This is a genomic window from Solibacillus ferritrahens (genome assembly GCF_037027585.1).
Taxonomy (GTDB): domain Bacteria; phylum Bacillota; class Bacilli; order Bacillales_A; family Planococcaceae; genus Solibacillus; species Solibacillus ferritrahens.
Window position 1 is genome coordinate 87,283 of sequence record NZ_JAXCLE010000001.1, and the last position, 24,904, is coordinate 112,186.

Sequence of the window (24,904 nt, forward strand, 5' to 3'; positions counted from 1 at the left end):
ACACTATGAGCAAAAAATCCGTTGATACTTATGAAGCAAATTGGTGGTCTCGTCTAACACAATCACGCTATTTTGTTTATATTCTCATTTCTCCCCTCTTTTTAATTTTATTTGCCTATGTTATTTATCCATTTTATACAACATTCGTGCAAAGTTTTGCAGGCGAGAATACTCTTGTAAATTATAAGAAGTTTTTCAGTTTGGAAAGTACAGCGAATTTAGAAGCACTTTGGAATAGCTTTTATATATCGATAATTAGTGTGATTTGTTGTGCAGTTGTCGGTGTTATGATGGCATTTTTACTGGAACGCTATGATTTCCCTGGCCGTAGATTACTATCGATTTTAGTACTTGTCCCAATGGCATTACCACCATTAGTAGGTGTTTTATCTTTCACATTTTTATATGGAGAAAGCGGCATCTTTCCGCGCTTATTTCAGCAGCTTTTTCAATTGGAGGATGTTCCTTTTGCACTGAAAGGAATTTGGGGTGTGATTGTGGTCCATACCTTTACAATGTATACGTACTTTTACTTAACCGCTTCTGCAGCAATTAAAGGACTTGATCCTTCATTAGAGGAGGCAGCTACAAGTTTAGGCGCCAGTCGTATCCGAGTATGGAGAAAAGTTATTTTACCGATGCTTACACCTTCTTTAATCGCATCGTCACTTCTCGTATTTATGGTGTCGATGGCCTCCTATACTGCCCCGCTTATGTTCGGGGTGGAACGGACAATGACAATGCAAATCTATTTATCACGAACGAACGGGAACTTAGACATGGCTGCGACACAGTCAACGATTTTATCATTCGTTTCCATTACATTTTTACTTATTATGCGCTGGTATCAAAATCGCCGTAATTATCAAAATTTAAGTAAAGGCGTAAGTGTGCACCGATCTGAAGTTAGTTCAAAACCTTTGAAATTTATAGCTGTTGTTCTATCCTTCATAGGTACACTTATTTTAATTTTACCTATTTTAGTCCTTATCTTAATTTCCTTTTCGAAAGACGGTGCCTGGACGATTCAAATTTTACCGACCGAATATACGCTTGATCATTATAAAGCGCTATTTACGGATGAGCGTACATGGCGGCCAATCTGGAACTCGCTGCAAATGGGCTTTATCGCGACAATCGGTAATATTATATTCGGGGTTGCGGCAGCCTACGCAATGGTCAGACTAAATTTCAAAGGGAAAACAATGCTCGATATTTTAATCACAATTCCATGGGCATTACCTGGTACCGTAGTAGCCGTTAACTTAATCGCAGCATTCTCTACTGAAAGTGTGTTTACATTTAACCAAGTGTTAATCGGATCATTCTGGATTTTACCGCTTGCCTACTTTATCCGCCATTTACCACTTGTATTTAGATCCACTTCTGCTTCCCTTATGCAGTTGGATCAATCTGTGGAGGAGGCCTCACGAAGTTTAGGTGCATCGTGGCTCTATACTTTCAGAAGAATTGTCATTCCGCTTACATTATCAGGGGTACTTGCAGGTACATTGTTGGCATTTGTACAAAGTATCGGGGAATTTGTTGCATCGATTTTAATTTATAATACATCTACTATTCCATTATCGGTTGCAATTTTCCAAAAGCTGTATGCCTTTAAGTTCGGAACAGCTTGTGCATATGGCGTGTTGCAGATTATTTTAATCCTCATTGTATTAATTATTTCAGAACGGTTATCCAAAGGCTCTGCAGGAAGTGCGATATAATAGAAAAAAACGTAAAAGCAAATTTGATTGCTTTTACGTTTTTTACGTTTACAGATTTTTTACCATCCATAATTCATCATAGTAGTTCCCATCAATTTTTATTGCACGCTTTTCTGTAGCATACTGATTGAACTCAAGAGATTTACAAAGCTCGAGTACCTGTATGTTTGTTGATTCGACTGACAAGTACAGTTGCTCAAGCCCTTCACTTTCCTTTAACAATCGTAGTAACTCTTCCAGCATCGCCCGACCAATTCCCTTATTTCTCATATCAGGGGACACATACATCTCCATTACACGGCCTTTATGGTTTAGTTTTGCATTTGTTTCGCGTTTGAAGGTAACCATACCAATTAGTTGTTTACCGTCAAATGCCCCCAGTGTAAATTGATCGGTCTGCGGGCGAATATTATGTTCGGTTTCCTGCAAGGTATAGATTTCTTCCTGTTCATACGAGGAGCAAAATGACGTCGGAGAATCATTTATTGCCTGTAATCGTAAGTCCTTGTATTGTGTAGCATCTTTATAACCTAAAATTCGTATACTCATATTTTCACCTCATAATCTTACTTTCCCTTGTATATACCCCCGACGTACATTTTTTACACTACTTCATCGCTAATTCAATCTCTCGACGTAGGTTTGACGGGTCATCGGCATAAACGCCAATATATTTCGCCGTCTTTTGCAGCCCACCGATTGTATGAATTATTTGCTGTTGATTTGTCTCGATGACAAAGGCCGGCAGTTCATCTGTATTTCCCATTACTTTAAGATGATAAATCGTTTCATCTTGAACAGTTGTATGAATGTGCACAATATTTGTTAAGTCAATTTTTGTCCGTTTCATTAACCCATTGGAAATATATATTTTCCCGTCTACAATTTTGACTGGATTTAGTGATAATGCACGGAAATCAGCCAGTAAAAATAGGAGTCCATAAATCGATAAAATTGTATGTCCCCAAGCTAGAATTGGCATGCGGTCATGGAAATACCAATGAAAAGCAACCGCTTCAAATAACGCCGCATGAAAAATCATGACTAAAAAAGGGACGTACATCGTATTCTTGTAAACAGTAAATCCATTCGATTGTTTTTTCCTCCAACTGCAAAACGCATAATAGAACACAAGGATTTCCGAGCAAAGTATTTTTATTAGAAAATTATTTTTCATTTTCTCTGCTGTAATTCGAGGAAATGAAAAAATAAGCTGCTCTTGCTCTAATTTGACAGCTCGTATTATGCTGGGAAAATATTTTATAAAAATGAATATAATTGTAAGCTCAACAATAATTAATGCTGCTTCCACTGCAATCGCTGACCACATGACATAACGGAATGGCTCGATAAATGCTGTTGGAATTACGAGTCTTGCAAATATAATTCCCATTGCAACAAAGGCGATAAAATTTTTTACGGACCATTTCCCCTTTTGCAATAATAATAGGGCTGGTGCGATTATTGCACAATCTATAAGGGAACCTAATACCATCCCATTTATTTGTTCAGGTGGAAGGGTATAAATGAACGAAAGCTGATATACGATTAAATTTCCTGATAAAATAACAAGGGCCATGAGAAGCCACTTGAAATCATATATTCTTTGTAAAACCATTAGTACAACACCCCTTTTAAAATTTCCTAATATTACTAAATTGACCTTGTCTTCATTATAGATTATTCGGTACATTTTTCCAGCAATAAAAAAACGCAAAAGCTATTAGTAACTTTTACGTTAGAATTTCTATATTTTATTTTGTCCAAATTAGCCCTTCACCAAAATTCCCTTCATTACTTCGCGATTACGTTTTTCGAAAACTTCATTATGGGAGGAAACCTTTGCAAACTGATCGGCTGTTGGCTCCAGACTAATTTTAATGGCATTGATCGCATTGATGGCATCTTGGAACGCACCTGTTATTAAATATACTTTATTATCATGCTTCGAAATATCTCCAACCGCATAAATGCCGTCAACAGATGTCAGCCCTTTTCCGTCTGTAAGATAATAGTAATTATAGTCTGTCTCTTTTTTCGGAGCAAGGCCTGTATCGAATGTAAATGAATCATCTCGATCATAACCGTGGTTTACGAGTACATCATCAACTACAATTCTGGAGAGTTCGTTTGTCTTAACATTTTCTAAAACCACTTCGTCGATTTTTGTCTTGGCGTCATTTGCTACGAGTGTTTTAATTTGCGTATTTGTAATGATCGGGACCCCATTTTCCTGCAAGTAACGAATTTGCGCTTCATGAGCAGACAACTTATCCCCTCGGTAAATGACCATCATCTGTTTTGCAATACCGATTAAATCCTTTGCCCAGTCTATTGCCGAATTACCGCCGCCGGAAATTAGGAGTGACTTATCTTTAAAACTTTGAATGCCTCGAATCGTATAATGTAAATTCGACACCTCATATTTTTCGGCACCTTCAATATGCAATTTAATCGGACTGATGATGCCGCCACCTACTGCTACAATCACTTTCTTCGTATAATGCTTTTCTCCTGTATTCGTTTCAATAACAAATAGATTGTCCTTTTTTGTTACTAATTCGACTTTTGTATTAAGGCATACAGTCGGCTTAAACGTTAGTCCTTGTTCGATTAAATTTTCAATTACTTTTTGAGCAGGTGTCGCAGGTAAGCCGCCAATGTCCCATATAATCTTTTCCGGATATACATGCAGCTTTCCACCTAATGTCGGTTGAAATTCAATGATTTTCGTTTTTAATTCCCTTAACCCTGCATAGAACGCACTATATAATCCACTTGGACCTCCACCGATAATCGTTACATCATAAATATCGTTCATTCGAAACACTCCATTCTTTTCGTTTCTAAAAAGTTAGCTTAAATTACTAATCATTTCGCCTTGGCTTAGTTGCTTCCGGATTCTGTAAAAAGTTAAACGAGCATTTCGGATTTCGTATGATGTCTCCCGATTGGTACAACGGATGGGGAATCCGAAACTGGATCTTGTGTCACGATACAATTCAAGTCGAAAATGCGTTTTATTAATTCACTTGTAATAACTTGAGAAGGGGTTCCTTCTGAAATGAGCTTACCTTCATGCAATGCAAAAATATGGTCTGCGTAACGTGCTGATAAGTTAATATCATGTAGGACCATGACAATCGTGGTGCCACGCTTACGATTCAAATCTGTCAGCAAATCCAAAATTTCTACTTGATACGTAATATCTAAATACGTTGTTGGTTCATCTAAAAACAAAATATCAGTTTGCTGTGCAAGTGCCATGGCGATCCATACACGCTGTCTTTGCCCACCAGAAAGCTCATCAATATGACTATCGGCAAATTCGGTAATGTTCATTATTTCCATTGCTTCCGCCACTGCTTCATAATCTGCTGTTGACCAGCCCTTTAAGAAACTATGATGTGGGAATCGACCACGCCCTACTAAATCAGCTACCGTAATTCCTTCAGGTACGATCGGTGATTGCGGCAACAGTCCTAAAACACGTGCAAGCTGCTTCGGAGGGATTTTGTTTATCGATTGCTCATCCAGCATAACTTGACCGGAAATCGGCTTTATTAATCGTGCCATCGTTTTTAAAAGTGTTGATTTCCCACAACCATTCGCACCGATAATTATGCTGATTTTGTTGCTTGGAATGGCTAGACTAATACCGTGTAAAATCGTTTTGTTGTCATAGCCGGCAACAAGATTATGCGTTTGGAATGAATGCATTGTTTTCATCATAAATCTCCCTTTCGATTAATACGGATTAATAAATAGATTAAGTACGGTGCACCGAGAATCCCAGTTATGACTCCAACCGGATAGCGCGTTTCAAAAGCAAACTGACCAATAAGATCTGCTGCCAATACTAATATGACACCAATTAAACCAGCTGGAATGAGTGCTGAAAACCCAACACCTACAATTTTCTTTGCAATCGGACCTGCTAAAAAGGAAACAAATGCAATCGGACCTGTAGCAGCAGTCGCTAATGCAATCATGAGAACGGATGTAATAATAAGGATGAGTCTCGTTTGGTTCGTATTAACCCCTAGAGACGTCGCTGCCTGTTCGCCAAGCTCGAGCATTTCCAGACGTTTCGCAAAATACATTAAAATCGGTGTACAAATACACACTATTAAAATTAATGGATATAAATTAATCAATTTGGCACCATTTAAACTCCCGCTCAGCCATCTCATAGCTGCCGGAATATCATGTGTATTTCCGATTAACATTAAATAATTGATAAAGGCCGTAAGCATCGCCTGAATGCCGATACCGATCAGAATAAGTCGACCAATCGAAAAGGACGTACCTTTTGCCAACAGATAGATAAAGATAGCTGTTGCAAGCCCTCCTATTACAGCTGCAATGGATACAACCGTGTTGCTTGTACTCAGTACAATGATACAAAAAACAGCTGCGGCACTTGAACCTGTTGTAATCCCAATTACATTTGGGTTTGCCAGCGGGTTACGCAGCATCGTTTGGAAAATATAGCCCCCTACACCAAATGCAAAGCCTGCAAATAAGCCTGCCACCATTCGCGGGAAACGAATCGTATTTACCGCAAAAGATGCTCCTTTCACTTGTTCACCTAGTAATACCTTTACGACATCCTGGACTGGATAAATGGTATTGCCTAGCATGAGCATTAAACCGCAAAGTACTAACGATATAATAGCCAGTATGGAAGTCATCATCATAAAGCGACGTTTTCTTTTTAATCTTGACGTCTTAATCATATTCATCGTTTCATTTATCATATTGCACGCATTTTCGCTTTCATCGTAATTAATATTAAAATCGGTGCCCCTATAAAGGCAGTCACTATTCCAACTTCGAGCTCACTCGGACTGCCTAGAAGCCTTCCGACCACATCGGATATCGTTAAAATAATTGCCCCTGACAATGCAGACATCGGAATAATATAACGCAAATCAGGACCGATTACGAGACGTACGATATGTGTAGCTAATAAGCCAATAAAGCCGATTGGTCCTGCCAAAGCCGTAGCAGCCCCACATAATAATACGCCACCTAATGCCGCTACTATTCTTACTGTAACTGTACGTACACCTAAACCTGTCGCCACGTCATCACCTAATGCCAATGCATTTAATGCAGGCGCTGTAAACAGTGCAATGAATATTCCTACCACTATAAATGGGATAAATAATGTGATTGTATCCCAGTTTCCTGACCCAACACTTCCTACTTGCCAAAATCTAAACTGATCCATAACATTCGTACGTGGAATCATAACTGCAACAACTAATGAGGACAAAATAGCACTCGTTGCTGCACCTGCTAGTACGAGCTTTAATGGTGTTGCGCCACCTCTGCCCATTGAACCGATTCCAAATACAAAAATAGCGGTAATAAATGCTCCCGCTATCGCAAGCCAAATATATTGATTTGCTGAACTAATGTTTAAAAAGGCGATGCCACAAACGACAAAAAGAGATGCCCCTGTGTTTACCCCTAATATACTCGGATCTGCAATAGGATTTCGTGTAACTGATTGCATAAGTGCACCAGAAACACCTAATGCAGCACCACATAATAAACAAAAAATGGTTCTGACAATACGCTGTCTTACTACATTGGCTTCATGCGACTGAACTTCTGAATGGAATAACCCATTCAGAAGATCTGTCCAACTAATCATCCGAGAACCAAATACTAATGATGCGAGTATACATAGGCCGAGTAAAATAATTAAAAGCAATAATACTTTTATAAAATTACGCGGCATCATAAATTGTTTCTTTTCTATAACGGATGAACTTTTCATATTACTTCAACTTTTTTGCAACTTCCGATATTAGTGATACATATTCATCAATTGTGTACTGAATTGATAATGGATTCGGGTTTCCTGCTGCAGCAAGTGGAGTATTGTCAGGAATAATTAACACCGCACCATTTTTAATTGCAGGAACTTTCCCTAAAATCGGATCTGCCTGAAGTGCTTTTAATGTGTTGTCATCGCCATATGCAATTAGAATTTCAGCATCATTTAAAGCATCTGCATTTTCTGCACTTAACTCAATGTAGAAGCTGCTTTCATCCTGAACTTGCGCTTTAATGCTTTCCGGATATTCCATACCTAACTCTTCCAGTAATTCTCCGCGTGGATCAGCTGGTGTATAAATATAGAACTTAGATAAATCTGTCGCGTTAAACATACCGAATGCCGCTTTTTTCCCTTTAATTTCAGGGAACTCGTTTGCTTTATCTTGAATTAATTTTTCTGTGTCCGCGATTAATTGCTTTCCTTCTTCTTCCATACCCATACCTTTTGCGTTGTATAGGATTTGGTCACGCCATGTAATAACCCAAGGAGTTGCCGGGTATGCAACGACTGGTGCAATCTCGCTTAACGTATCGTACTCTTCTTGTGTAAGTCCTGAGTATGCCGCTAAAATCACATCCGGATTAGAATCTGAAATCGCTTCAAAATCCAGTCCATCTGTATCTTGGTAAATGTTCGGGTTCTCTTCACCAAGCTCTTTTAACTTTTCTGCTGTCCATGGAAGCATACCGCTTTCATCTTGAACACCGTAGTTTGCTGCTGAGAAACCTACTGGTACTACACCTAGAGCAAGTGCCACATCATGGTTTGCCCATGCAACCGTTGCTACACGCTCCGGCTTCTCTTCAATTACTGTTTCGCCTAGTGCATGTTTAATCACAATCGGATACTCAGTTCCGGAATTTTCTGAATTTGAAGCTTGTGAATTTGTTTCCTCTGATTTATTTTCATCTGTGTTTGTTTCTGTCTCTGCACATCCTGCAATAAGCAGTATCCCAATTGTTGCAAATAACGTTGTCAAAAAAGATTTAAACTTTTTTGTATTCATTTTCATAACGCCCCTTAACTATAAGTTGATAACGATTATCATTATCGTTATTGTAAATAATATATGTAATTGATAATCATTGTCAACAAAAATTAATACTTAAAGACTATTTTCTACTTAAAAATTATATATAAATAATAAAAACGATTTTGCTCATATATGCAAAATCGTTTCACTTCCCCGCAGATACTGTATAAAGTTGGTCTTTCGTTTGCTCTGATAATAGAATGTGCAGTTGTTCCAGGTAATCGATTAAGATTGGAATATAGTAACGTACCGCCTTATTCATAAATTTATCTTTCCGATAAATAATGGCTGTTTCCCGTTTCAATCCTTCATTAGTAATCGGTCGGGCAGTTAACCGCTCGTTGTCTTGCATTTGATAGAGTGACTTTGCAATGATCGTACCACCCATTCCCTTATTTACAAAATTAAAAATTGTATTAATGCTGGACGTTTCGAACACAGGATTTAAAGAAATATGCTCTTGTTTTAGAGTACCATCCAAAATTTTTCGGCAAAGATGCAAACTTGAGAATAATATTAAAGGTACATCGATTAATTGTGAGAGGCTAAGCTCCTCCTCGGCCATTAAAGGATGTTCCCGCTCTGCAACGAACAAAAATTCTTCCACGTACAATGGAATTTCGATAAATTGGTCTTCCGCTGATGGGAGATAGTTTTGAGTAAATGAAAAAGCGAAGTCAATTTGATTATCCCTTAACAGTGAATATAAATCGTCCGAACTAAGTACCGATAATTTTATTTGAGGATATTCAAATGAATATTGAATTAAGCTTTCCGAAACAATATTCGTTAGCTCTCCAGGCAACGCTCCAATCTTTAATGTCCCTCGCTCCAGCAATTCCAGTTCATTAATCTGAAGCTTTGCATTATCAATTGAATTGAAGATTGATGCGCTCTGGTTAAATAAAATTTCTCCTGCCTCCGTAAGAGATATTTTCTTTCCGATCCGGTCAAATAATAAAGCCCCTACTTCATTTTCTAGAACCTTTATTTGATGACTTAACGTTGGTTGTGAAATATGAAGCTTCTCTGCAGCTCTTGTAAAATGAAGTTCTTTACAAAGCATCATAAAATATTCTAATTGCCTAAACTCCATCTCGACCCCTCGTTTTCAGTTTATTTCGTCTATTAATATTGTACTAGTTTTATAAGAGGTTTTAAACTTCCATTTAATTGTAAATCCCAATAAATTACACAAACTTCACACGAGTATATAGTTGCTTACCGATTAGTGCCAAATCTGATGGCTCTATCTCATCAATCACTAGCGTAGACTCATTCAATAGTTGGTAATCTTCTGCATGTCCTGCCCAAAAGCGTATTAAATCGACGTTTTGATCGGGCGTGATATGCTCCTTTATATACTTTTGCAGTGCAGTTATAAATAAATCATTCCATCTTCCTTCAATAGAATAAACAAATGCTTTATTACTATAATCTTCTAAATCGTACGGCGGGTTCATCCATTTAGAAATACGTAACTTCTCAAATGCCTTTTCATCCGGTGTATTTAAAATTTCCACATCATCATCGAATGAATGCCATGGTTGTTCCGGGAACCCTTCGCTTAATGGATACAGCTTTTTCATTTCACGTATGGTTGTTAAGCGAAATCCTGTGAAATCCACCTCGTGTAGTTCCTTATCCGAAACAAACGCCGTATATTGTGTCATCATTTACTTCCTCTCTTATCCAAAAATGCCTCACCGACTGGTATTGTTTCAGTTTCCCATTTTCCATCATCGTTTTCCCAGCCAACCTCTAACATAAATTCTTTAAAAATATCCTGTAATTGCACCTCTGTAAAATCCTTTACATAAAAAACTAAGCGGTCTGAATTACGTTCAAAGCTGCCATTTCTATAAGTGGATGTTCTCCCATCACCATTCATAAATTTGAGTCCGTCCTCATATTTAACTTGTTCCATTAAATTGCCGAAACTATTTTTATACTGAACAGTAAGATTGTCAAATTTTTTGCCATTCCGTATGTGATAATCAAATACAATCGTTGCATAATTTTGTTTTAATTCTTCTTCTGTAAAATTAGTCGTTCGTTCTTTTAACAGCTGGAACTCCTCTTCATTTACATCATGTAATTCAAATAGCAATTCATCGTTCAGCTTCAGCTCTTTTTGAGAGCATCCAACAATGAGCATCACAAACAATAGAGCTAACAATATTTTTTTCATAAGTCACCTTTAACTTTCTATAGTAAGCACCGAGCTCCGCGAATTTTGACCGCACTCGGTACAAGTGCGGTCACTTTATTAGAACTTTTTTTGATTTATTAGAAATTCTGGTACTGATATTTGAACTTTGCACTATGATTTTAGAAGATCGTAAACTCTTTTTAGAAGATTTTAACTAAATATTAGAAAACATTACTTTTATTAGAACATTTTTTATTTTATTAGAAATTCGAGCGAACATATTAGAATTTCAATCTTAGACAATCAGAAAGCGGATTAAAAATTCTTTTACTCCTCTATTTCTTCCTATAACGTACCCAAATCATAAGCGGAATAAATAATATTGCCATGTACGCACCGATAAAGCTGAGGAATGCATAGCTTGAGTTGGCCACGATAATGCCTGAAAGTAGGCCACCTGCAGAGCCGGCAAGTGCAACTGAAACATCTACTGAGCCTTGGATTTTCGCACGGTTTTGAATCGTTGTAGCATCAATAATCATAGCTGTTCCACTAATGAGTCCGAAGTTCCAGCCAAGACCAAGTAAAATGAGTGCAAGAGCTACCGACCACATCCTATCCCCTGGCGAATATGCTGCTATAAAGCCGGCAAATGACAGTGTGACACCCGAGGCAACAACCATCCATGACCGACCCACTTTATCGACCAAAATCCCCGTTACAAGGGACGGTAAATACATTGCGGCCACATGCATACTAATCACGAGTCCGATAAGTGACAGTCCACTTCCTGCCCGCTCCATATGAATCGGTGTCATCGTCATAATAGCAACCATCACAACATGTGACATCACAAGGACAATCGCACCGACTCCAACGCCTAAACGATCGACTGTCGATTGCTGATTTATCCCACCAGTAGAAACTTGTTCTTCGTTTTGTTTTTCTGCAATAGCAACTGCCACAAGTAAAGGGTCCGGCTTTAATAAGAAGAAAAACGTAAAGCCCGCCAGTAAATATGCCAAAGCAGCGAGTAAAAATGGGCCAGTCAAAGTCGGTAAACCAATTGCTTCAGCAAGATGACCAGTTGGTGTGACTAAATTTGGACCTGCAACAGCTCCGATTGTCGTTGCGACCATTGCCATACTAATAGCTGTTGCACGCTGTTTTGGCTTAGCCAAGTCGGTTCCTGCATAGCGCGCCTGTAAGTTCGTCGAAGTACCTGCTCCATAAATGAACAGTGCTAAAAACAATAGGGCGATATTTTCCATCGCCGTTGCAGCTATAACTCCTACCGCACCGACTCCCCCTGTAATGAAGCCGAATGACAGGCCATATCTTCGTCCAAAGCGCTGGGAAAAACGGCCAACTAAAAATGCAGATAATGCAGAGCCAAGTGTGAATAAAGCAGTCGGCAAACCTGTAAAGCTCTCGGAACCAAGCATTTGCCGAGCGATTAACGCCCCGACCGTAATTCCGGCGGCCAGTCCTGCCCCGCCAAACGTTTGTGATAAAATAACGACCCATAACGTTCTTTTATAAAGCTTTTGTTGCTCTTCCTCTGAATGAACATAACGCTCTATCGAGGGATTTACAGTTTTTTTCATAGACTATTCCTATTCTTTCAGTTTTCTATACTTATAAGAGAATTGTAAGAGGAAACGTAAATGATTTCCAGTAAAAGAAAAATGTCTTACTCGACTCTTACCTTTTGAATATATTTTGCACAGAGCTAGATTAGCGTCATAACTCCTCAGATTTAAAATATACAAATTATCCAAAATAAGGGTTATTTTTTCTTGGAAGTGGGTAAAGTCCCCATGATATCTCGGTACAATATGATGTAAAAAAATATATTAGGAGTTTTTTGCAGTTATTGTGCATGATTAAGGCAGAGACGAATAGAAATAAAATATCGTGATTCTGCAATACTTAACTATTATTAGGGGGTTTAGTATGATTCGACTAATTAAAAAGACTAGCAGCGACACATTTTATTGGCAAGTATGGAAAGAGGAAAAACAGCTACATATACTATCCGGCAAATTAGGGGTTCAAGGCAGCAAGGAACTTATGACGCCAGGATTTTTTGAAAGCTCTAATGGTTTAATGAAAAAATTAGCAAAAGAACAAGTTAATCAAGGGTATGAATATGTTGAGGAAGATTCTTTAACTAAAATAGCTGTTCAATACCGTTATAACGATGAGTCACAATTTGACGCGGCAGAGGAAAAAACTTTAATGGTGGAAGATTTACTGGACGAAGTTTTACACTCCACTGGAAATGGGCAGCTCTATGGCTCAGAGGTCGGTGATGGTGCCGGGACAACATTTGTTCTTGCTGTAAATTTACAAATTGCAATGGATACTATTGTGAAGGAATTAACTAAACACAATGTAATGGACGGAGCTGAAATCGCCTATCAAAATGGTGAAGGGACGTATGTTGGTCTTTATCCAGAAGGTATACAGTTTGAACTTGTCTGAGTTTAACTAGGCAAATGTAGAGGGGCACTCATACTTCAATATGAGTGCCCCGTTGCCTTTATTTCGCTTCCTGAATGGCTTCGATCAAAGTTGTAAATAGCTTTGCATCATCCGCATCTTCATCTGTTACTTCATTTAAAATTTCAGAATCATCGGCATCAATAACAAAAAGGCTTATGCCATCTTTTAAAAATTCGTCTGCTTCTACTTCACCTTCGTAATACTTGTACGTAGCGATGACGATATTCGAACCCTCTTCTTCATCAAAAAAGAAATAGAGCTTTTCCGTGTTGCCATATACTTCTTCTAAAACTGATTCCAGTTTCGCAGTACCATTACTCCACTTCACTTCATTATTTACGGTCGCAGCGATTAGCGACTCCAATAGTTCATCTACTGTATTTGTCATTTAAAAATAACCCTCCAAATCCGCTATATTCGCGGTTAGTATGTCTACTGTAACATATTTCATTTAGAAAAGATTATTTATACCATTGTCATAAGCATGCCACCTATAATTCCCGTTACGACAACGGCGAAGGGTGATAACTTCCAAAATACAAGCATGCTAAATAATATAGCAGCAAAAGCAAAGTCCAATGGGGTAAAAATAGAGCTCGTCCATATAGGTGTATAAAAGGCAGATATTAAAATACCTACAACTGCTGCATTCACGCCCATAAGTGCCCCTTTCACTTTTGAATTGCGGCGTAGACGATCCCAAAAAGGCAATGTCCCAAATACTAATAAAAAAGCTGGTAAAAATATTGCTACAGTTGCTAGTAAGCCACCTATCCAGCCATTCATCACGGCACCTATGTATGCTGCAAATGTAAATAATGGGCCCGGTACAGCCTGTGTAGCCCCATATCCTGCCAAAAATTCTTCTTCACTCAACCAGGCAGTCGGTACAAATTCCTTTTCAAGTAACGGTAAAACGACATGCCCGCCACCAAACACGAGTGCACCCGAGCGATAAAAGCTGTCAAATAGAGCTATCCATTGAATGGAAGTCAGTTCCCGTAAAATGGGCAACAGAAAAAGTAAGCCAAAAAATAACACTAGACAACCTATTGCAAAGCGCCGGCTGAGTGGAAAAGATGACATTGCTTCCACATCGGTATTCTCTTTTTTATATAGTAGAAACCCAATGAACGCACCTAAAAGTATTACTCCTACTTGAGAATAGGCGGTTTGCCATATTAATGTTACTATTACAGCAAAGAGGGCAATCGTTTTTCTTTGTCTATCCGGTGTTAAATTTTGTGCCATTCCTAATATTGCGTGCGCTACCACTGCGACTGCCACGATTTTCAATCCATGAATCCAACCTGCCTGACTCACATCCAAACCTTGAACGACTAATGCAAATATAATAAGTGCAATTACAGATGGCATTGTAAAACCTAAAAATGATACAATGCCTCCTACTGCTCCAGCACGTATCACACCAATTCCTATCCCTACCTGACTACTCGCAGGTCCAGGCAAAAACTGGCACAATGCCACTAAGTCAGCATAACTTTTTTCGTCCATCCATTTCCTTCTACGGACATATTCTTCATGAAAATAGCCTAAATGTGCAATCGGTCCTCCAAATGAAGTAAAGCCCAATTTAGTTGATACGAAAAAAATCTCTAATAATGTTTTAAATAACCCGTTTTTATTCTGGTTCAGTGGCTCCATTTTATCTCCTTTCTTTACCCTTTGAATATCATAATCGTAGCAAACATCCCACTATTCAAGTAATAAATTTACGAAACTTTACAAAACTTAAATAAAGAGAAAAACCCACTATTCTCTCTACAGAAAAATAGTGGGTATTCCATGCTAGCTCAATATTTATAGGTTGGTAGCCAAATATTAAGAGTTGCATTGCTTATATTCGTTTGTAAGTTATTCCGTTTGTTCCAAGAATCGATTAGCCCATATAAAATATTTTTGCTTGGCATCTTTCTTTGAAAGAATACCTTCATATAAAATAGTACCCTTTTCAATATCGAATATTTGGAGAACGAAATCTTTTTCCATTTCGTTTAATACGTAGAATTTACCGTTGTAGCCATACGTATTATTCAGTTCCTTATTCACGAATTTTTCAGGGTGTGGAACTGTTATCGGTTCAAGCCATCTTTGTTGCCCGATATTATACCTGTAAATCCATGTGTCGGTATCCGTCATACGGGCAGCAACGAAATAGTTATTATCTACCGTACCACTTTGCATATCGATTTCTAAGCCGTCCGGAAGTTCGAGTGGCGTCACTTCATTTGTTTCCATATTTACTACTTTAAACTGACGTGAAATGATATTACGTACTTCTTCCTCAGCATTATACAATGTCGTTGAATAGATAAGATATTTTTCATAACCTAGATTATGATACTGATTATAAATTTCAAGATTAGTATACAACGGTTCATCATTTGTAACAGTCTCAATGGACCTCTCGCTTACTATCTGTTGTTTATTTAAATCAATGATAACAATGTAAAATTCTTCATCACCATTGTCAAGGTAATGTCTGACTAACAACTTCACCTCATTATTTACAACAGTTATATTATGAACCGTAAGCCAGTTAACTTTCTTATTTAATTTGGATTGTATGTCAAATGTAATCCGATCGTTTTTTACTTTATCCAATAAATCGAATCGGTAGCTGTATGAGTCACCTTTATTTAATTTCCAAGTTTCATTCGGTTCTTCTACATAAACAAGCTTCGTGTTGTCCTCAAAATAATTACTAGCTGAGAATGACTTTCCACGCATAAAGTTTTTATTTTGATCGATTAAATCGCGGAATAAAAGTGGTACATCTTGATATTTAAAATTGTCTACTAATGTTGTTTTATCTTTTCCAATAATAACCGAGCTATATTCCATTCCCTCTTCTAGATTTCCTTCTATTAATAATGAATCCACATATTTGTCGTCCCCGGAAATTTTATCAAATGTAAAATGATAACTTTTCGCATTAGCGACTTGGATATAATGGATACTTACCATGACTATAATAACTCCGACTATTAAAAGAAGCTGCCAGTATTTTTTCATCTGCTTCCCCTCCTCTACACATTAATCTTTCGTTTTAATAAATAGTCTGCTAAATAAAGAGCTACCCCAAGTGTTAAAATACTTGTAACAGCAGTTAGCCCAATAATCTCGTTCAAGTATAGATAACCTGTTATATCCTGAATAATCACCGGTATTGCTATAACAAGGATTGAGATGATTATATATATTGCTCCCAAAAGAATACCTTTTAAATGATAGCTTCGTTCGAATAAAATCGCAGTAAATACGACCGCTACTACTGTTGCTCCAAGTCCATAAAGAAGGATAAAAAGTAAAGGAGTTTTCGGGTATAAAAACGACAATACATCGAATGAATAAATATAAGCTTTACTTTGATCAACACGCAGCTGATCCGGTATAATGCCATGAATAATCTGTTGCACCACTTCTATTAAAGCGATTTGTACTCCTACTAAACAAAGCACGAACAGCAAAATCGCAGTCAGCTTGGCAAAATAAATATTTCTTCTTGCAGTAGGCAGCATTAATAACCGGTAAATAAATGACGACTTTCCAAGCCAATCACGATACCAAATGAAAAATACGTAAATAACTAATATTGTTGCTGCGAAAACAATGGAAAGTATAAAATACTCAGAAAATATGAAATTTTGAAAGTTATAAGCACCGTACTCAAGAACGTATTCACTTTCTCCTAGTTGCTTCTGCGCCATCGTTGTTTCTACTCGTTCCATAAAATTGAATGATGTCATAAATGCACCTATGATTTGTACAACAGTTACCGCTACTATGAGTGTTAAAAAGAGTTTACTAAATCGTCTTACTTCAAAATTGACGAGTTTAAAATATTCGTTCATCCTACATACACCTCCCGCATTACATCTACTACGGATTTACCTTCCATTTCACGAATCTCTTCTACATTCATTTCTCTTAGTACTTTACCATCGCCGATAAGCACAGCTTTATCTATTAAGTGCTCAATATCATTGATTTCATGTGTCGTAATGATAACACCGCGATTTTCAATTAAGTGACTAGTAAACACATTGGCGATTTGCTCACGCGAGAATATATCAATACCAGAAAAGGGTTCATCCATTAATATGTAGTCTACATCCAATGCTAAACCAAGCAGTAGATTGACCTTTGCCGCATTCCCTTTTGATAAGCTTGAAAGTTTATCTTGCTGGTTCAATTTGAAAAATGAAAGTAGTTCGGTTGCGCGCTGTTCATTCCATGCTTTATAAAAGTCCGCCATAAATTCAAAACTCTCAGCAATCGTATAGTTTGGTAGCATTGTAAGGCGGTCCGGAATGTACGTGATTTTTTCGTAGGCATCTTTATTAATCTTTTTTCCATCGATTAATATTTCACCGCGATCAAATGGTGTAAGCGCCATAATAGACTTCATGATTGTTGTTTTTCCGGCACCATTTATACCGATTAAACACGTAATTTGCCCTTTTTCAGCTGTGAAGCTCATATCTTTTAATACTTGCTTTTTCTTGTATTTTTTATAGACATTTTTTACTTCAATCACGCTGCTCAGCCTCCTCATACTTTTTTTGCACGAGCTCCATAATTTCCGGAAGTGGTGCATTGATTGATTTAATAGAACTTATGAACACCTGCACCGCTTCAGTAATCAGCTCTTCACGAACGCTTTTTAATACTGCTTCATCCTTCGTAATACAACTTGGCATATTTCCCTCTGTATAAATCAATTTTTGCTCCTCCATTTCCTTATAGGCACGTTGCACCGTATTTGGATTAATCTTGAGCTGATTGGCTAGCTCTCGCCGTGATGGAATCACATGTCCAGGCGCAAAGAAACCTTTTGCAATTTGTTCCTTAAAATGGCGAATGACTTGCACATAGACAGGATCACGATTATTAAATTTTACATCCATTGTTGTCAGCTCCCTTCGTGTATTAACGACCTAGTACACCATGTCTAAAAAAATGCGTTTTCATCTGTACTAACCCTTTAATACAGTATGCACAAAAAAATGTATTAAGCACTTCATACACTCCTTAATGTGTATTATGCGGTTAATACATTTCCTTTGTCAACATTATTTTGTTTTTTTTGGAATTAAAGATAATTTTCTACTGCCGTTTTAGGGTAGTCTGCTTCAATCCATTGGTGATCTTTTTTGATTTTTTCATCAGTAATTAAGAAATAGTTATAATGAACTTTATCACCTTGATCAGGCACCGGGTCATTCCATGTAATATCCAAGTGGTACCACTGTCCATCGACTTTTACTAAATTCCAGGCATGAGGACCGCCCGCATCACCGATAACGTACTTCGCTTCAATACCAAGCTCTTCAAACATTAATAATGCTGCTAGTGCGTATCCTTCACATACGCCCTCTCCATTGACTAAAACGGAGTACGGGGTGTGCGCATTGGCTTTACTGTTTAGATTATATTTTGTATGCACGACTAAGTAGTCATTTACAAACTTCACTTTTTCCGCTTCTGATGCATCCTCAGGAATAGTTTGAACAATTTGCTCGATCATACCTAATACAATCGCATTTTCTTCAGCGGTTAAATCATAATTTATAGTAGCCTGCCATTCAATTTGATTGCCAAAGGACCTGGCACGTGTTGAGAAATCTCCCATGACTGCCCATAAATAAGGCTCGTTTACTTGTAGCCACTTATACACTTCATCAACAGTGTTTTCAAAATCCGATGCATCCCCCTCATAATGTAGAGTAAACTGATTTTCAAATTTGGACATATGATGTGCAATCGCTTGTCCTAACTCCTCCACATTCGTGATGGCCTGCGGATAATCCTTTACATCATATACAGGAATGACCTCATCATTTGCCAATTGCTGAAAGTTGAAGCTCTGCAGTTTATTTTCAGCATTAAATAAACTAGAAACGATTGAATCAATTTTGTCTTCCAAATCGACATTCAATTTTAATTGAACGTCTTTATTAATAGTCGGCAATGTTAACGAAGATGCTTTTACCTCATCTACTACCATTACGCCAAAAAAAGTTGTTGCTATCAGGAAAATAAATGTGAGCATACCTTTAGAAAACGTCAATATACTCGCGAATAGCTTTGTGAGAGGATTTTTTACCATTCGATTCAGTTCACTCGTTGCCCTTTGCTCGAACTTCCTTCTATTTTTTGGAGTAAACAAACGACTCGGCCTATGGGTAACAATGTTATAAACGCGTTTATAAACTTCGGACAACTGCTGCTTATCACCTTTTGCCAGTCTGATTTCCATCTTATTTTGAAGGAGTCCTTTTTTTATTTTTCTACGTAAGTACAGCTGTGATGTAAATGAACGAAACGTCTTTATAAAAATTGTTAAGAGAACAAGAAATATACATGAAAAAATAATTAAATTACTCATAAAACCCCCTATGAAATCTATACTCATTTTAATACTACCAAATAACTTTTTTGATTAATAATTATATGTTCTATATTGTTTTGAACAGTACACTAACTAATATTTCCTTTTTACAGCCCCTAATATACAGTTCGCTACTAATATATATTTTTTTGTCACTAGGTGTTCCATTGGCATTGACAGTTGCAACCCATTTTCTTTCAAAAATCGATAATATGTGCGTAATCCCTTTGCATAGTATATACAATTAGCATCAATTTCCTGAATTTTTGTTAATGGCTAGTGAATGGTGTCGAAAGATTGGATTGGGCTGTAGTCTTGGTTTTAAGGACTGGTGAGTATTGGATAATACCGACAATTGGATCTGCATCGCTTTTTTAAATAAGAAACTATCATACATACATAAATTTTCATTCACCATTCCGACAGTATGTAGTGCAAACTATTTTAGAAAGGACTGGAAAATTGAACGATTTTTTAAATTTCAACCGTATGATTGCAGGAGATATTATTAAGTATGTTTTTTGGGCTTTGGCCGGATTAACAATTATCGGCGGTTTACTATCTGCGTTATTTGCTCTTTTCAGTGGAGATATTATTACGTTTTTAATGTGCCTTGTATTTACTGTGTTGGGGCCAGTTATCATTCGAATTTACTGTGAGTTAATGATTGTATTATTTAAGATTCACGAAAACATAGTGGAGATTAAAAATAAGTAACCTTATCTTAAAAAATGGGGTTGGACAGAAGTAGAAATTTTATAAAACGAATAATATAAAAATTGATTGGAATGGAGGGCGAGTGTAGCTGACGGCTAACGCCTTTCGCTACAAGCAAAGCTTCCAGCGGGAACAGCACGATGCCTGAGACTACAGGCTCAGGCCGTGCCCGCGGAAAGCGTCCCGTAATGGAAATCAATTTTTTGGTTTGTCCTAGTCCCTAATATCAATTCGATTTCTGCTGAAAGCAGTCTTCACACATGAAACTTCCTTCGTTGTTTAAATAAGCTTTTATTTCTGTCATCCCTTTTCGCTTTGGATAGCGCATTTTAATATAAACAACCTCATCACCTTTAATTTCTTTACCGCATATAGTACATTTAGGCTTTTCTCCAAACACCGTATATTCCTCCAATCAATTTGTTCATATACTTTACTACGAATTAGCATCATGAAAGTTTCTATAGAAAATGGACTACACTTCTAAATCACCCAAAAGGTTGATTCTTCCAAAAATAGATTTACATACGTCCAAATGAAGTGTAATATTACACTAATTGAGCATTTATTATTTATTAAGAGAGGTGAGATGTTTGGAAAAAGATTCGGAAATGTTAGAACGAATTGACGTACTTGAACAGGAATTACGTACATTAAGAGCAGAGGTGCAACATTTAAAAGAGCATACGAAGTTTGAGAAAGTCGTACCTGCACAAAATAAGGTGACTTCGACTTCAACATCCGTTCCTGCTGTAAAAACTCAACCAAAAGAACAACTTGTCATTAAGCAGCCTATACCACAGGAAACAACGCCTAAGAAGGAACAACGCTCTCTCGAAGAAACATTTACCCGTGCATTACCTAGAATTTTCATGGTTATTTTAGTGCTCGGGGTGCTTTGGGGCTTAAAGCTTGTTAGTGATTATGGTTTTTTATCAGACAGTGTAAAAATAATTGCTGGCTTTATGCTATCTGTCGGTCTTGCTGTATGCGCATATTGGATGGAGAAAAAGCAAAAAGGATCACGGGTTGTAGCCTTATCTCTTTACGGTGGTGCATTCATCGTGGGGATTTTAGTTACGGCTGCAGGAGCAATCATATATGATGTACTGAGTCTTTACGTTGCACTCGTCCTTGCACTTATTTACATTATTTACGGCGTATTCATTAGCTATTTAAAAGGCAATGAAGCATTAACAGCGCTCGTTGTATTTACATCGCTGCTGCTTCCTTATTTACTTGAATATATGGAATTCAATCCGATGATCATTGGTATTTTCATAGTATTGCTGTTTGCTACTGTACAGATTGTTATTTGGAAACATAAACAGCGTAAAGCCCTTTACATTGGTATGGCTTTTTCAATCTTGGCATTGGCCATTGTATCGACGTTTCATAATGAGCAGATTTTGTTCTTTGCACTTGCGATCCTCACGTTATACTGTGTCTTTTTAGTAAGCTATTTACGTTTGTATACGAGCAAAAGCAAACGCAATGCAAGTATGCTCTTTACCTTTACCATTATTGTCCTATCACTGATTAATGGATTGCTGATTAATAAAGATATGGAGCTTTTAATTGTACTAGGTTTGATGCTGGGAGCTTTAGCCGGTGCATTATACATTGCGTTTAAACGTGCGGATAAATTGCTAATTGATATGTTCGCTACACTATCTGTCCTCACGCTGTTAAACATTATTGCCCAACTGAATATTTCTCAGGAAGTTATGTTCCTTTTACTCGTAGTTGTTTCATTTGCAGGGTTAATACTCGCTGTGAAGCATGACATCATCTTTATGAAATGGGTAAAGGGTATTACGTTTTCTATACTCGCTATTTATGTTTTTACTTTTTATTCTGTTCAACCGTTTTTCTCGATGGAGCATGTAACAATGGTACTCGTCATCGCTATGCTAGCAGGTTTATATGCAATGCTGCTTCAATCTAACCGTGAACCAGTAGAAAATAAAGAATGGATTATAGGATTGCGAGATCTATTCCCACCACTACTCTATGCTGCGGGGCTACTATACATTTGGAAATTAGACTGGGCGTATATGCCGATGCACTTGACTAATTTTTTATTGTTTAGCGTAATTGCGATTAGCTTTGCAGGAATTGTTATATTGAAGCAATCACTTATCGGCCGGTTACTTCCATTCCTTGCAGGCGGAATTTACGGATTTGTGTGGCTCATATTACTAGTGAATACATGGGTTGATGAACGGGCGATTGTAGTCGCGATACTTGTCCGTATTTTGTATATTGCTGTTTTATGGGCAATCGTAGCAGATTTATGGAAGCAAGGTATCATTTATAAAAACTATGAAGCTTTTATAGCCCGCTATACAGAACAATTGACGATTGCCGGTATGATCATTTCAATTATATGGCTGTTTAACATGACGCATTTCATGAACTATCATGATCTCATCAATTGGAGCACAGCTGTTATTTTAAATACGGTCTCAATTTTCGTTATCGCTAGTTTGTCGCTCTTTTTAGCAGCAAAACGAAGCTACCGAAACTTAAAGCTTGTTGGGATCGGCTTGCTGTTTTTCGGGATTATTAAAATGATTTTCTTTGATTTATCCGAACTCGATATCTTGATCCGCTCCATTTCATTCATTGCAATCGGAGCAATTGGGCTCTTTATTTCAAATAAACTGTTAGGGAAAGATAAAGAAGGATAAAATTAATTGAGGTAGCCTTAACATTTGTTAAGGCTGCTTTTCTTACATGAGGTGATAAAATGGACAGACAATTTATTATGCAAATTACGTCGGAAAGCTTAAAGCTTATCCGAACAGAAAATAATTTTACTCAAGATAAGATGGCTGAAATTCTGGGTATCTCCAAAAAGACACTGGTGCAAATTGAAAAAGATCGTACACTAGCAAATTGGACAACTACGATTGCCATTTGTGCCCTGTTTCGCCACAGCCCTACACTACAAAATAAAATCGGCGGCGACCCGATGGAGGTAATCGAGCTTACGGCACATGATGTCATTATTACTCCGAAAGAAAAAACGATGGGTGGCTACATTTGGTGGAAAAATATTGAAGAATATAAAAACCACCGTCTACAGCAAAATTATTTAAGCTCTCATTATCGAATTTTGGATGACGAAAACTATCGTGTATTAAGTACGTTTGATGAGAACGCTGCAATGGAAAAATGGAATGAAATGAAAAAAATCCTTTAAAGTACTTTTCCCGAAATCAAAGCCGACTATTTTTTCCTTCCCTACTATAAATCTTCCCAATACGGGTATTCTTTAACTAAACACGAACAAAGGGAGTGGACAAGATGTGGAAAGAAATTTATGCGGATTTGCATATACATATTGGACGGACACAAAACGGACGTGCCGTAAAAATAACGGGAAGCAATAATTTAACTCTTACCAATATATTAGAAACCGCTACATCAAGAAAGGGTTTGGATTTAATTGGTATTATTGATTGCCATTCACCTGAAGTTCTTGACGAAATCGGACAGCTCGTTCATGAGCAAAAGGCTATTGAGCTACCAGAAGGCGGTGTACGCTTTAAAAAGACGACACTCATTCTAGGGTCAGAAATCGAAATTTATGATGCAAATTGTCATGGACCAATCCATGTGCTTTGCTATATGCCTTCTATTAAAAAGATGAAACAGTTTTCAGACTGGATGCACCCTCTTCAAAAGAATATTCATTTAAGCTCTCAGCGGATGTATTGCGACGGGCGTATACTACAGCAAAAAGTACATGAACTTGGCGGTTTATTTATCCCTGCCCACGTCTTTACTCCATTTAAAAGTCTATTTGGTAAAGGTGTGAAGAAAAGCTTGGCTGAAGTGTTCGATCCTGACTTAATAGATGCGATTGAATTAGGATTAAGCTCGGATACGACAATGGTAAGGGGAATTAATGAATTAGCGCGCTATAGCTTTGTGACAAATTCAGATGCGCATTCTCTCGGGAAACTAGCACGTGAATATCAGAAAATGAAAGTCATTGATGCTAACTTTGAAGAACTAAAAAAGGTGCTCCACCAACAAGATGACCGTATGATTCTGGCAAATTACGGTTTAAACCCTCTCCTTGGTAAATATTACGAAACCGTCTGCGTCAATTGTGGGGAACAAATTTTCAATGACGACTTTTTGCGCTGTCCTCAATGCGGTAAGGACCAGCTTATTAAAGGCGTCGCAAAAAGAATCCGGGAATTATCTGATGCTGAGTATGAAGAAATACAGCGACCGCCTTACATTCACCAAATTCCACTCGACTTCATTCCAGGCATTGGTCCTAAAACGATCGAAAAGCTTTTAAATGCATTCGGAACAGAGATGAATATACTGCATAACACGACATTTGAAGAAATAAAAAAAATAATTCCAGAAAATCTCGCAAAAAGGTTTATGATTGCGAAAAGTGGGGAAATGAAGATAGTTGGGGGTGGCGGAGGCCAATATGGGAAACTGGACTCAAACTAAATAGGTAAATAGT

General features: G+C 37.5%; 25 protein-coding genes. 6 read left to right on the plus strand and 19 right to left on the minus strand.

Annotation, left to right across the window (positions count from 1 at the left end; all coding sequences use genetic code 11):
- The first annotated feature begins 5 nt into the window (after positions 1–5).
- Positions 6–1,727, plus strand: coding sequence for an ABC transporter permease (locus SNE38_RS00455; RefSeq protein ID WP_191703791.1), 1,722 nt, complete (start codon positions 6–8; stop codon positions 1,725–1,727).
- 48 nt (positions 1,728–1,775) lie between these two features.
- Here the strand turns inward: SNE38_RS00455 and SNE38_RS00460 are convergent, their stop codons facing one another.
- The 11 genes from SNE38_RS00460 to SNE38_RS00510 form a co-directional block, all read right to left on the minus strand.
- On the minus strand, positions 1,776–2,276 hold the full coding sequence (locus SNE38_RS00460; protein ID WP_191703790.1) for a GNAT family N-acetyltransferase: 501 nt from the start codon (positions 2,274–2,276) through the stop codon (positions 1,776–1,778).
- A 58-nt stretch (positions 2,277–2,334) separates the two neighbouring features.
- Positions 2,335–3,345, minus strand: coding sequence for a hypothetical protein (locus SNE38_RS00465; RefSeq protein ID WP_191703789.1), 1,011 nt, complete (start codon positions 3,343–3,345; stop codon positions 2,335–2,337).
- Between the two features lie 150 nt (positions 3,346–3,495).
- On the minus strand, positions 3,496–4,548 hold the full coding sequence (locus SNE38_RS00470; protein ID WP_336045631.1) for an NAD(P)/FAD-dependent oxidoreductase: 1,053 nt from the start codon (positions 4,546–4,548) through the stop codon (positions 3,496–3,498).
- A 92-nt stretch (positions 4,549–4,640) separates the two neighbouring features.
- Positions 4,641–5,456 (minus strand): ABC transporter ATP-binding protein, encoded by an 816-nt coding sequence (locus SNE38_RS00475; RefSeq protein WP_191703787.1) that lies wholly within the window; start codon positions 5,454–5,456, stop codon positions 4,641–4,643.
- Positions 5,456–6,487 (minus strand): FecCD family ABC transporter permease, encoded by a 1,032-nt coding sequence (locus tag SNE38_RS00480; protein WP_191703786.1) that lies wholly within the window; start codon positions 6,485–6,487, stop codon positions 5,456–5,458. The genes SNE38_RS00475 and SNE38_RS00480 overlap by 1 nt, the downstream gene beginning before the upstream one ends.
- Positions 6,484–7,518 carry a FecCD family ABC transporter permease gene (locus SNE38_RS00485; protein ID WP_336045632.1) on the minus strand — a complete coding sequence of 345 codons (1,035 nt, stop codon included), beginning with the start codon at positions 7,516–7,518 and terminating at the stop codon, positions 6,484–6,486. Before SNE38_RS00485 ends, SNE38_RS00480 begins: the two co-directional genes overlap by 4 nt.
- Position 7,519: 1 nt before the next feature.
- The gene (locus SNE38_RS00490) at positions 7,520–8,587 is read right to left on the minus strand and encodes an iron-siderophore ABC transporter substrate-binding protein (protein WP_336045633.1); all 1,068 of its coding nucleotides are present in this window, start codon (positions 8,585–8,587) and stop codon (positions 7,520–7,522) included.
- Positions 8,588–8,759: 172 nt separating this feature from the next.
- Entirely contained in the window at positions 8,760–9,710 is a 951-nt protein-coding gene (locus SNE38_RS00495; protein WP_191703783.1) for a LysR family transcriptional regulator, read from the minus strand.
- 94 nt (positions 9,711–9,804) lie between these two features.
- Positions 9,805–10,290 (minus strand): hypothetical protein, encoded by a 486-nt coding sequence (locus SNE38_RS00500; protein WP_191703782.1) that lies wholly within the window; start codon positions 10,288–10,290, stop codon positions 9,805–9,807.
- Positions 10,287–10,805: a hypothetical protein gene (locus SNE38_RS00505; protein WP_336045634.1), complete on the minus strand. Its 519-nt coding sequence runs from the start codon at positions 10,803–10,805 to the stop codon at positions 10,287–10,289. Before SNE38_RS00505 ends, SNE38_RS00500 begins: the two co-directional genes overlap by 4 nt.
- A 296-nt stretch (positions 10,806–11,101) precedes the next feature.
- On the minus strand, positions 11,102–12,373 hold the full coding sequence (locus SNE38_RS00510; RefSeq protein WP_336045635.1) for an MFS transporter: 1,272 nt from the start codon (positions 12,371–12,373) through the stop codon (positions 11,102–11,104).
- Positions 12,374–12,722: 349 nt separating this feature from the next.
- Between SNE38_RS00510 and SNE38_RS00515 the strand changes: the two genes are divergently transcribed.
- A complete protein-coding gene (locus SNE38_RS00515) occupies positions 12,723–13,253 on the plus strand; it encodes a hypothetical protein (RefSeq protein WP_336045636.1) in 531 nt (176 codons plus the stop codon).
- A 58-nt stretch (positions 13,254–13,311) separates the two neighbouring features.
- Here SNE38_RS00515 and SNE38_RS00520 read toward each other — a convergent pair whose 3' ends face one another.
- The 7 genes from SNE38_RS00520 to SNE38_RS00550 all read right to left on the minus strand — a co-directional run bounded on the left by SNE38_RS00520 (position 13,312) and on the right by SNE38_RS00550 (position 19,686).
- Positions 13,312–13,662: a hypothetical protein gene (locus SNE38_RS00520; RefSeq protein ID WP_191703778.1), complete on the minus strand. Its 351-nt coding sequence runs from the start codon at positions 13,660–13,662 to the stop codon at positions 13,312–13,314.
- A 77-nt stretch (positions 13,663–13,739) separates the two neighbouring features.
- Positions 13,740–14,939 carry a chromate transporter gene (locus SNE38_RS00525; protein ID WP_191703777.1) on the minus strand — a complete coding sequence of 400 codons (1,200 nt, stop codon included), beginning with the start codon at positions 14,937–14,939 and terminating at the stop codon, positions 13,740–13,742.
- A gap of 210 nt (positions 14,940–15,149) precedes the next feature.
- A complete protein-coding gene (locus SNE38_RS00530) occupies positions 15,150–16,310 on the minus strand; it encodes a hypothetical protein (RefSeq protein ID WP_191703776.1) in 1,161 nt (386 codons plus the stop codon).
- A 14-nt stretch (positions 16,311–16,324) separates the two neighbouring features.
- On the minus strand, positions 16,325–17,149 hold the full coding sequence (locus tag SNE38_RS00535; RefSeq protein ID WP_191703775.1) for a hypothetical protein: 825 nt from the start codon (positions 17,147–17,149) through the stop codon (positions 16,325–16,327).
- Positions 17,146–17,835, minus strand: a complete 690-nt coding sequence (locus SNE38_RS00540; RefSeq protein WP_191703774.1) for an ATP-binding cassette domain-containing protein — start codon at positions 17,833–17,835, stop codon at positions 17,146–17,148. Before SNE38_RS00540 ends, SNE38_RS00535 begins: the two co-directional genes overlap by 4 nt.
- On the minus strand, positions 17,828–18,205 hold the full coding sequence (locus SNE38_RS00545) for a GntR family transcriptional regulator (RefSeq protein WP_191699774.1): 378 nt from the start codon (positions 18,203–18,205) through the stop codon (positions 17,828–17,830). Before SNE38_RS00545 ends, SNE38_RS00540 begins: the two co-directional genes overlap by 8 nt.
- A gap of 185 nt (positions 18,206–18,390) precedes the next feature.
- Entirely contained in the window at positions 18,391–19,686 is a 1,296-nt protein-coding gene (locus tag SNE38_RS00550) for a transglutaminase domain-containing protein (protein WP_191703773.1), read from the minus strand.
- Positions 19,687–20,151: 465 nt separating this feature from the next.
- Between SNE38_RS00550 and SNE38_RS00555 the strand changes: the two genes are divergently transcribed.
- Positions 20,152–20,406 (plus strand): DUF4282 domain-containing protein, encoded by a 255-nt coding sequence (locus tag SNE38_RS00555; protein WP_191703772.1) that lies wholly within the window; start codon positions 20,152–20,154, stop codon positions 20,404–20,406.
- Positions 20,407–20,632: 226 nt separating this feature from the next.
- Here SNE38_RS00555 and SNE38_RS00560 read toward each other — a convergent pair whose 3' ends face one another.
- On the minus strand, positions 20,633–20,806 hold the full coding sequence (locus SNE38_RS00560) for a Fe3+ hydroxamate ABC transporter substrate-binding protein (RefSeq protein WP_191703771.1): 174 nt from the start codon (positions 20,804–20,806) through the stop codon (positions 20,633–20,635).
- A 193-nt stretch (positions 20,807–20,999) separates the two neighbouring features.
- Between SNE38_RS00560 and SNE38_RS00565 the strand changes: the two genes are divergently transcribed.
- From SNE38_RS00565 to SNE38_RS00575, 3 genes are all read left to right on the plus strand, one after another.
- Positions 21,000–23,099: a DUF2339 domain-containing protein gene (locus tag SNE38_RS00565; RefSeq protein WP_191703770.1), complete on the plus strand. Its 2,100-nt coding sequence runs from the start codon at positions 21,000–21,002 to the stop codon at positions 23,097–23,099.
- Between the two features lie 59 nt (positions 23,100–23,158).
- Entirely contained in the window at positions 23,159–23,614 is a 456-nt protein-coding gene (locus tag SNE38_RS00570; protein WP_191703769.1) for a helix-turn-helix transcriptional regulator, read from the plus strand.
- A gap of 104 nt (positions 23,615–23,718) precedes the next feature.
- Positions 23,719–24,891, plus strand: a complete 1,173-nt coding sequence (locus SNE38_RS00575) for an endonuclease Q family protein (protein ID WP_191703768.1) — start codon at positions 23,719–23,721, stop codon at positions 24,889–24,891.
- The last annotated feature ends 13 nt before the right edge of the window (positions 24,892–24,904 follow it).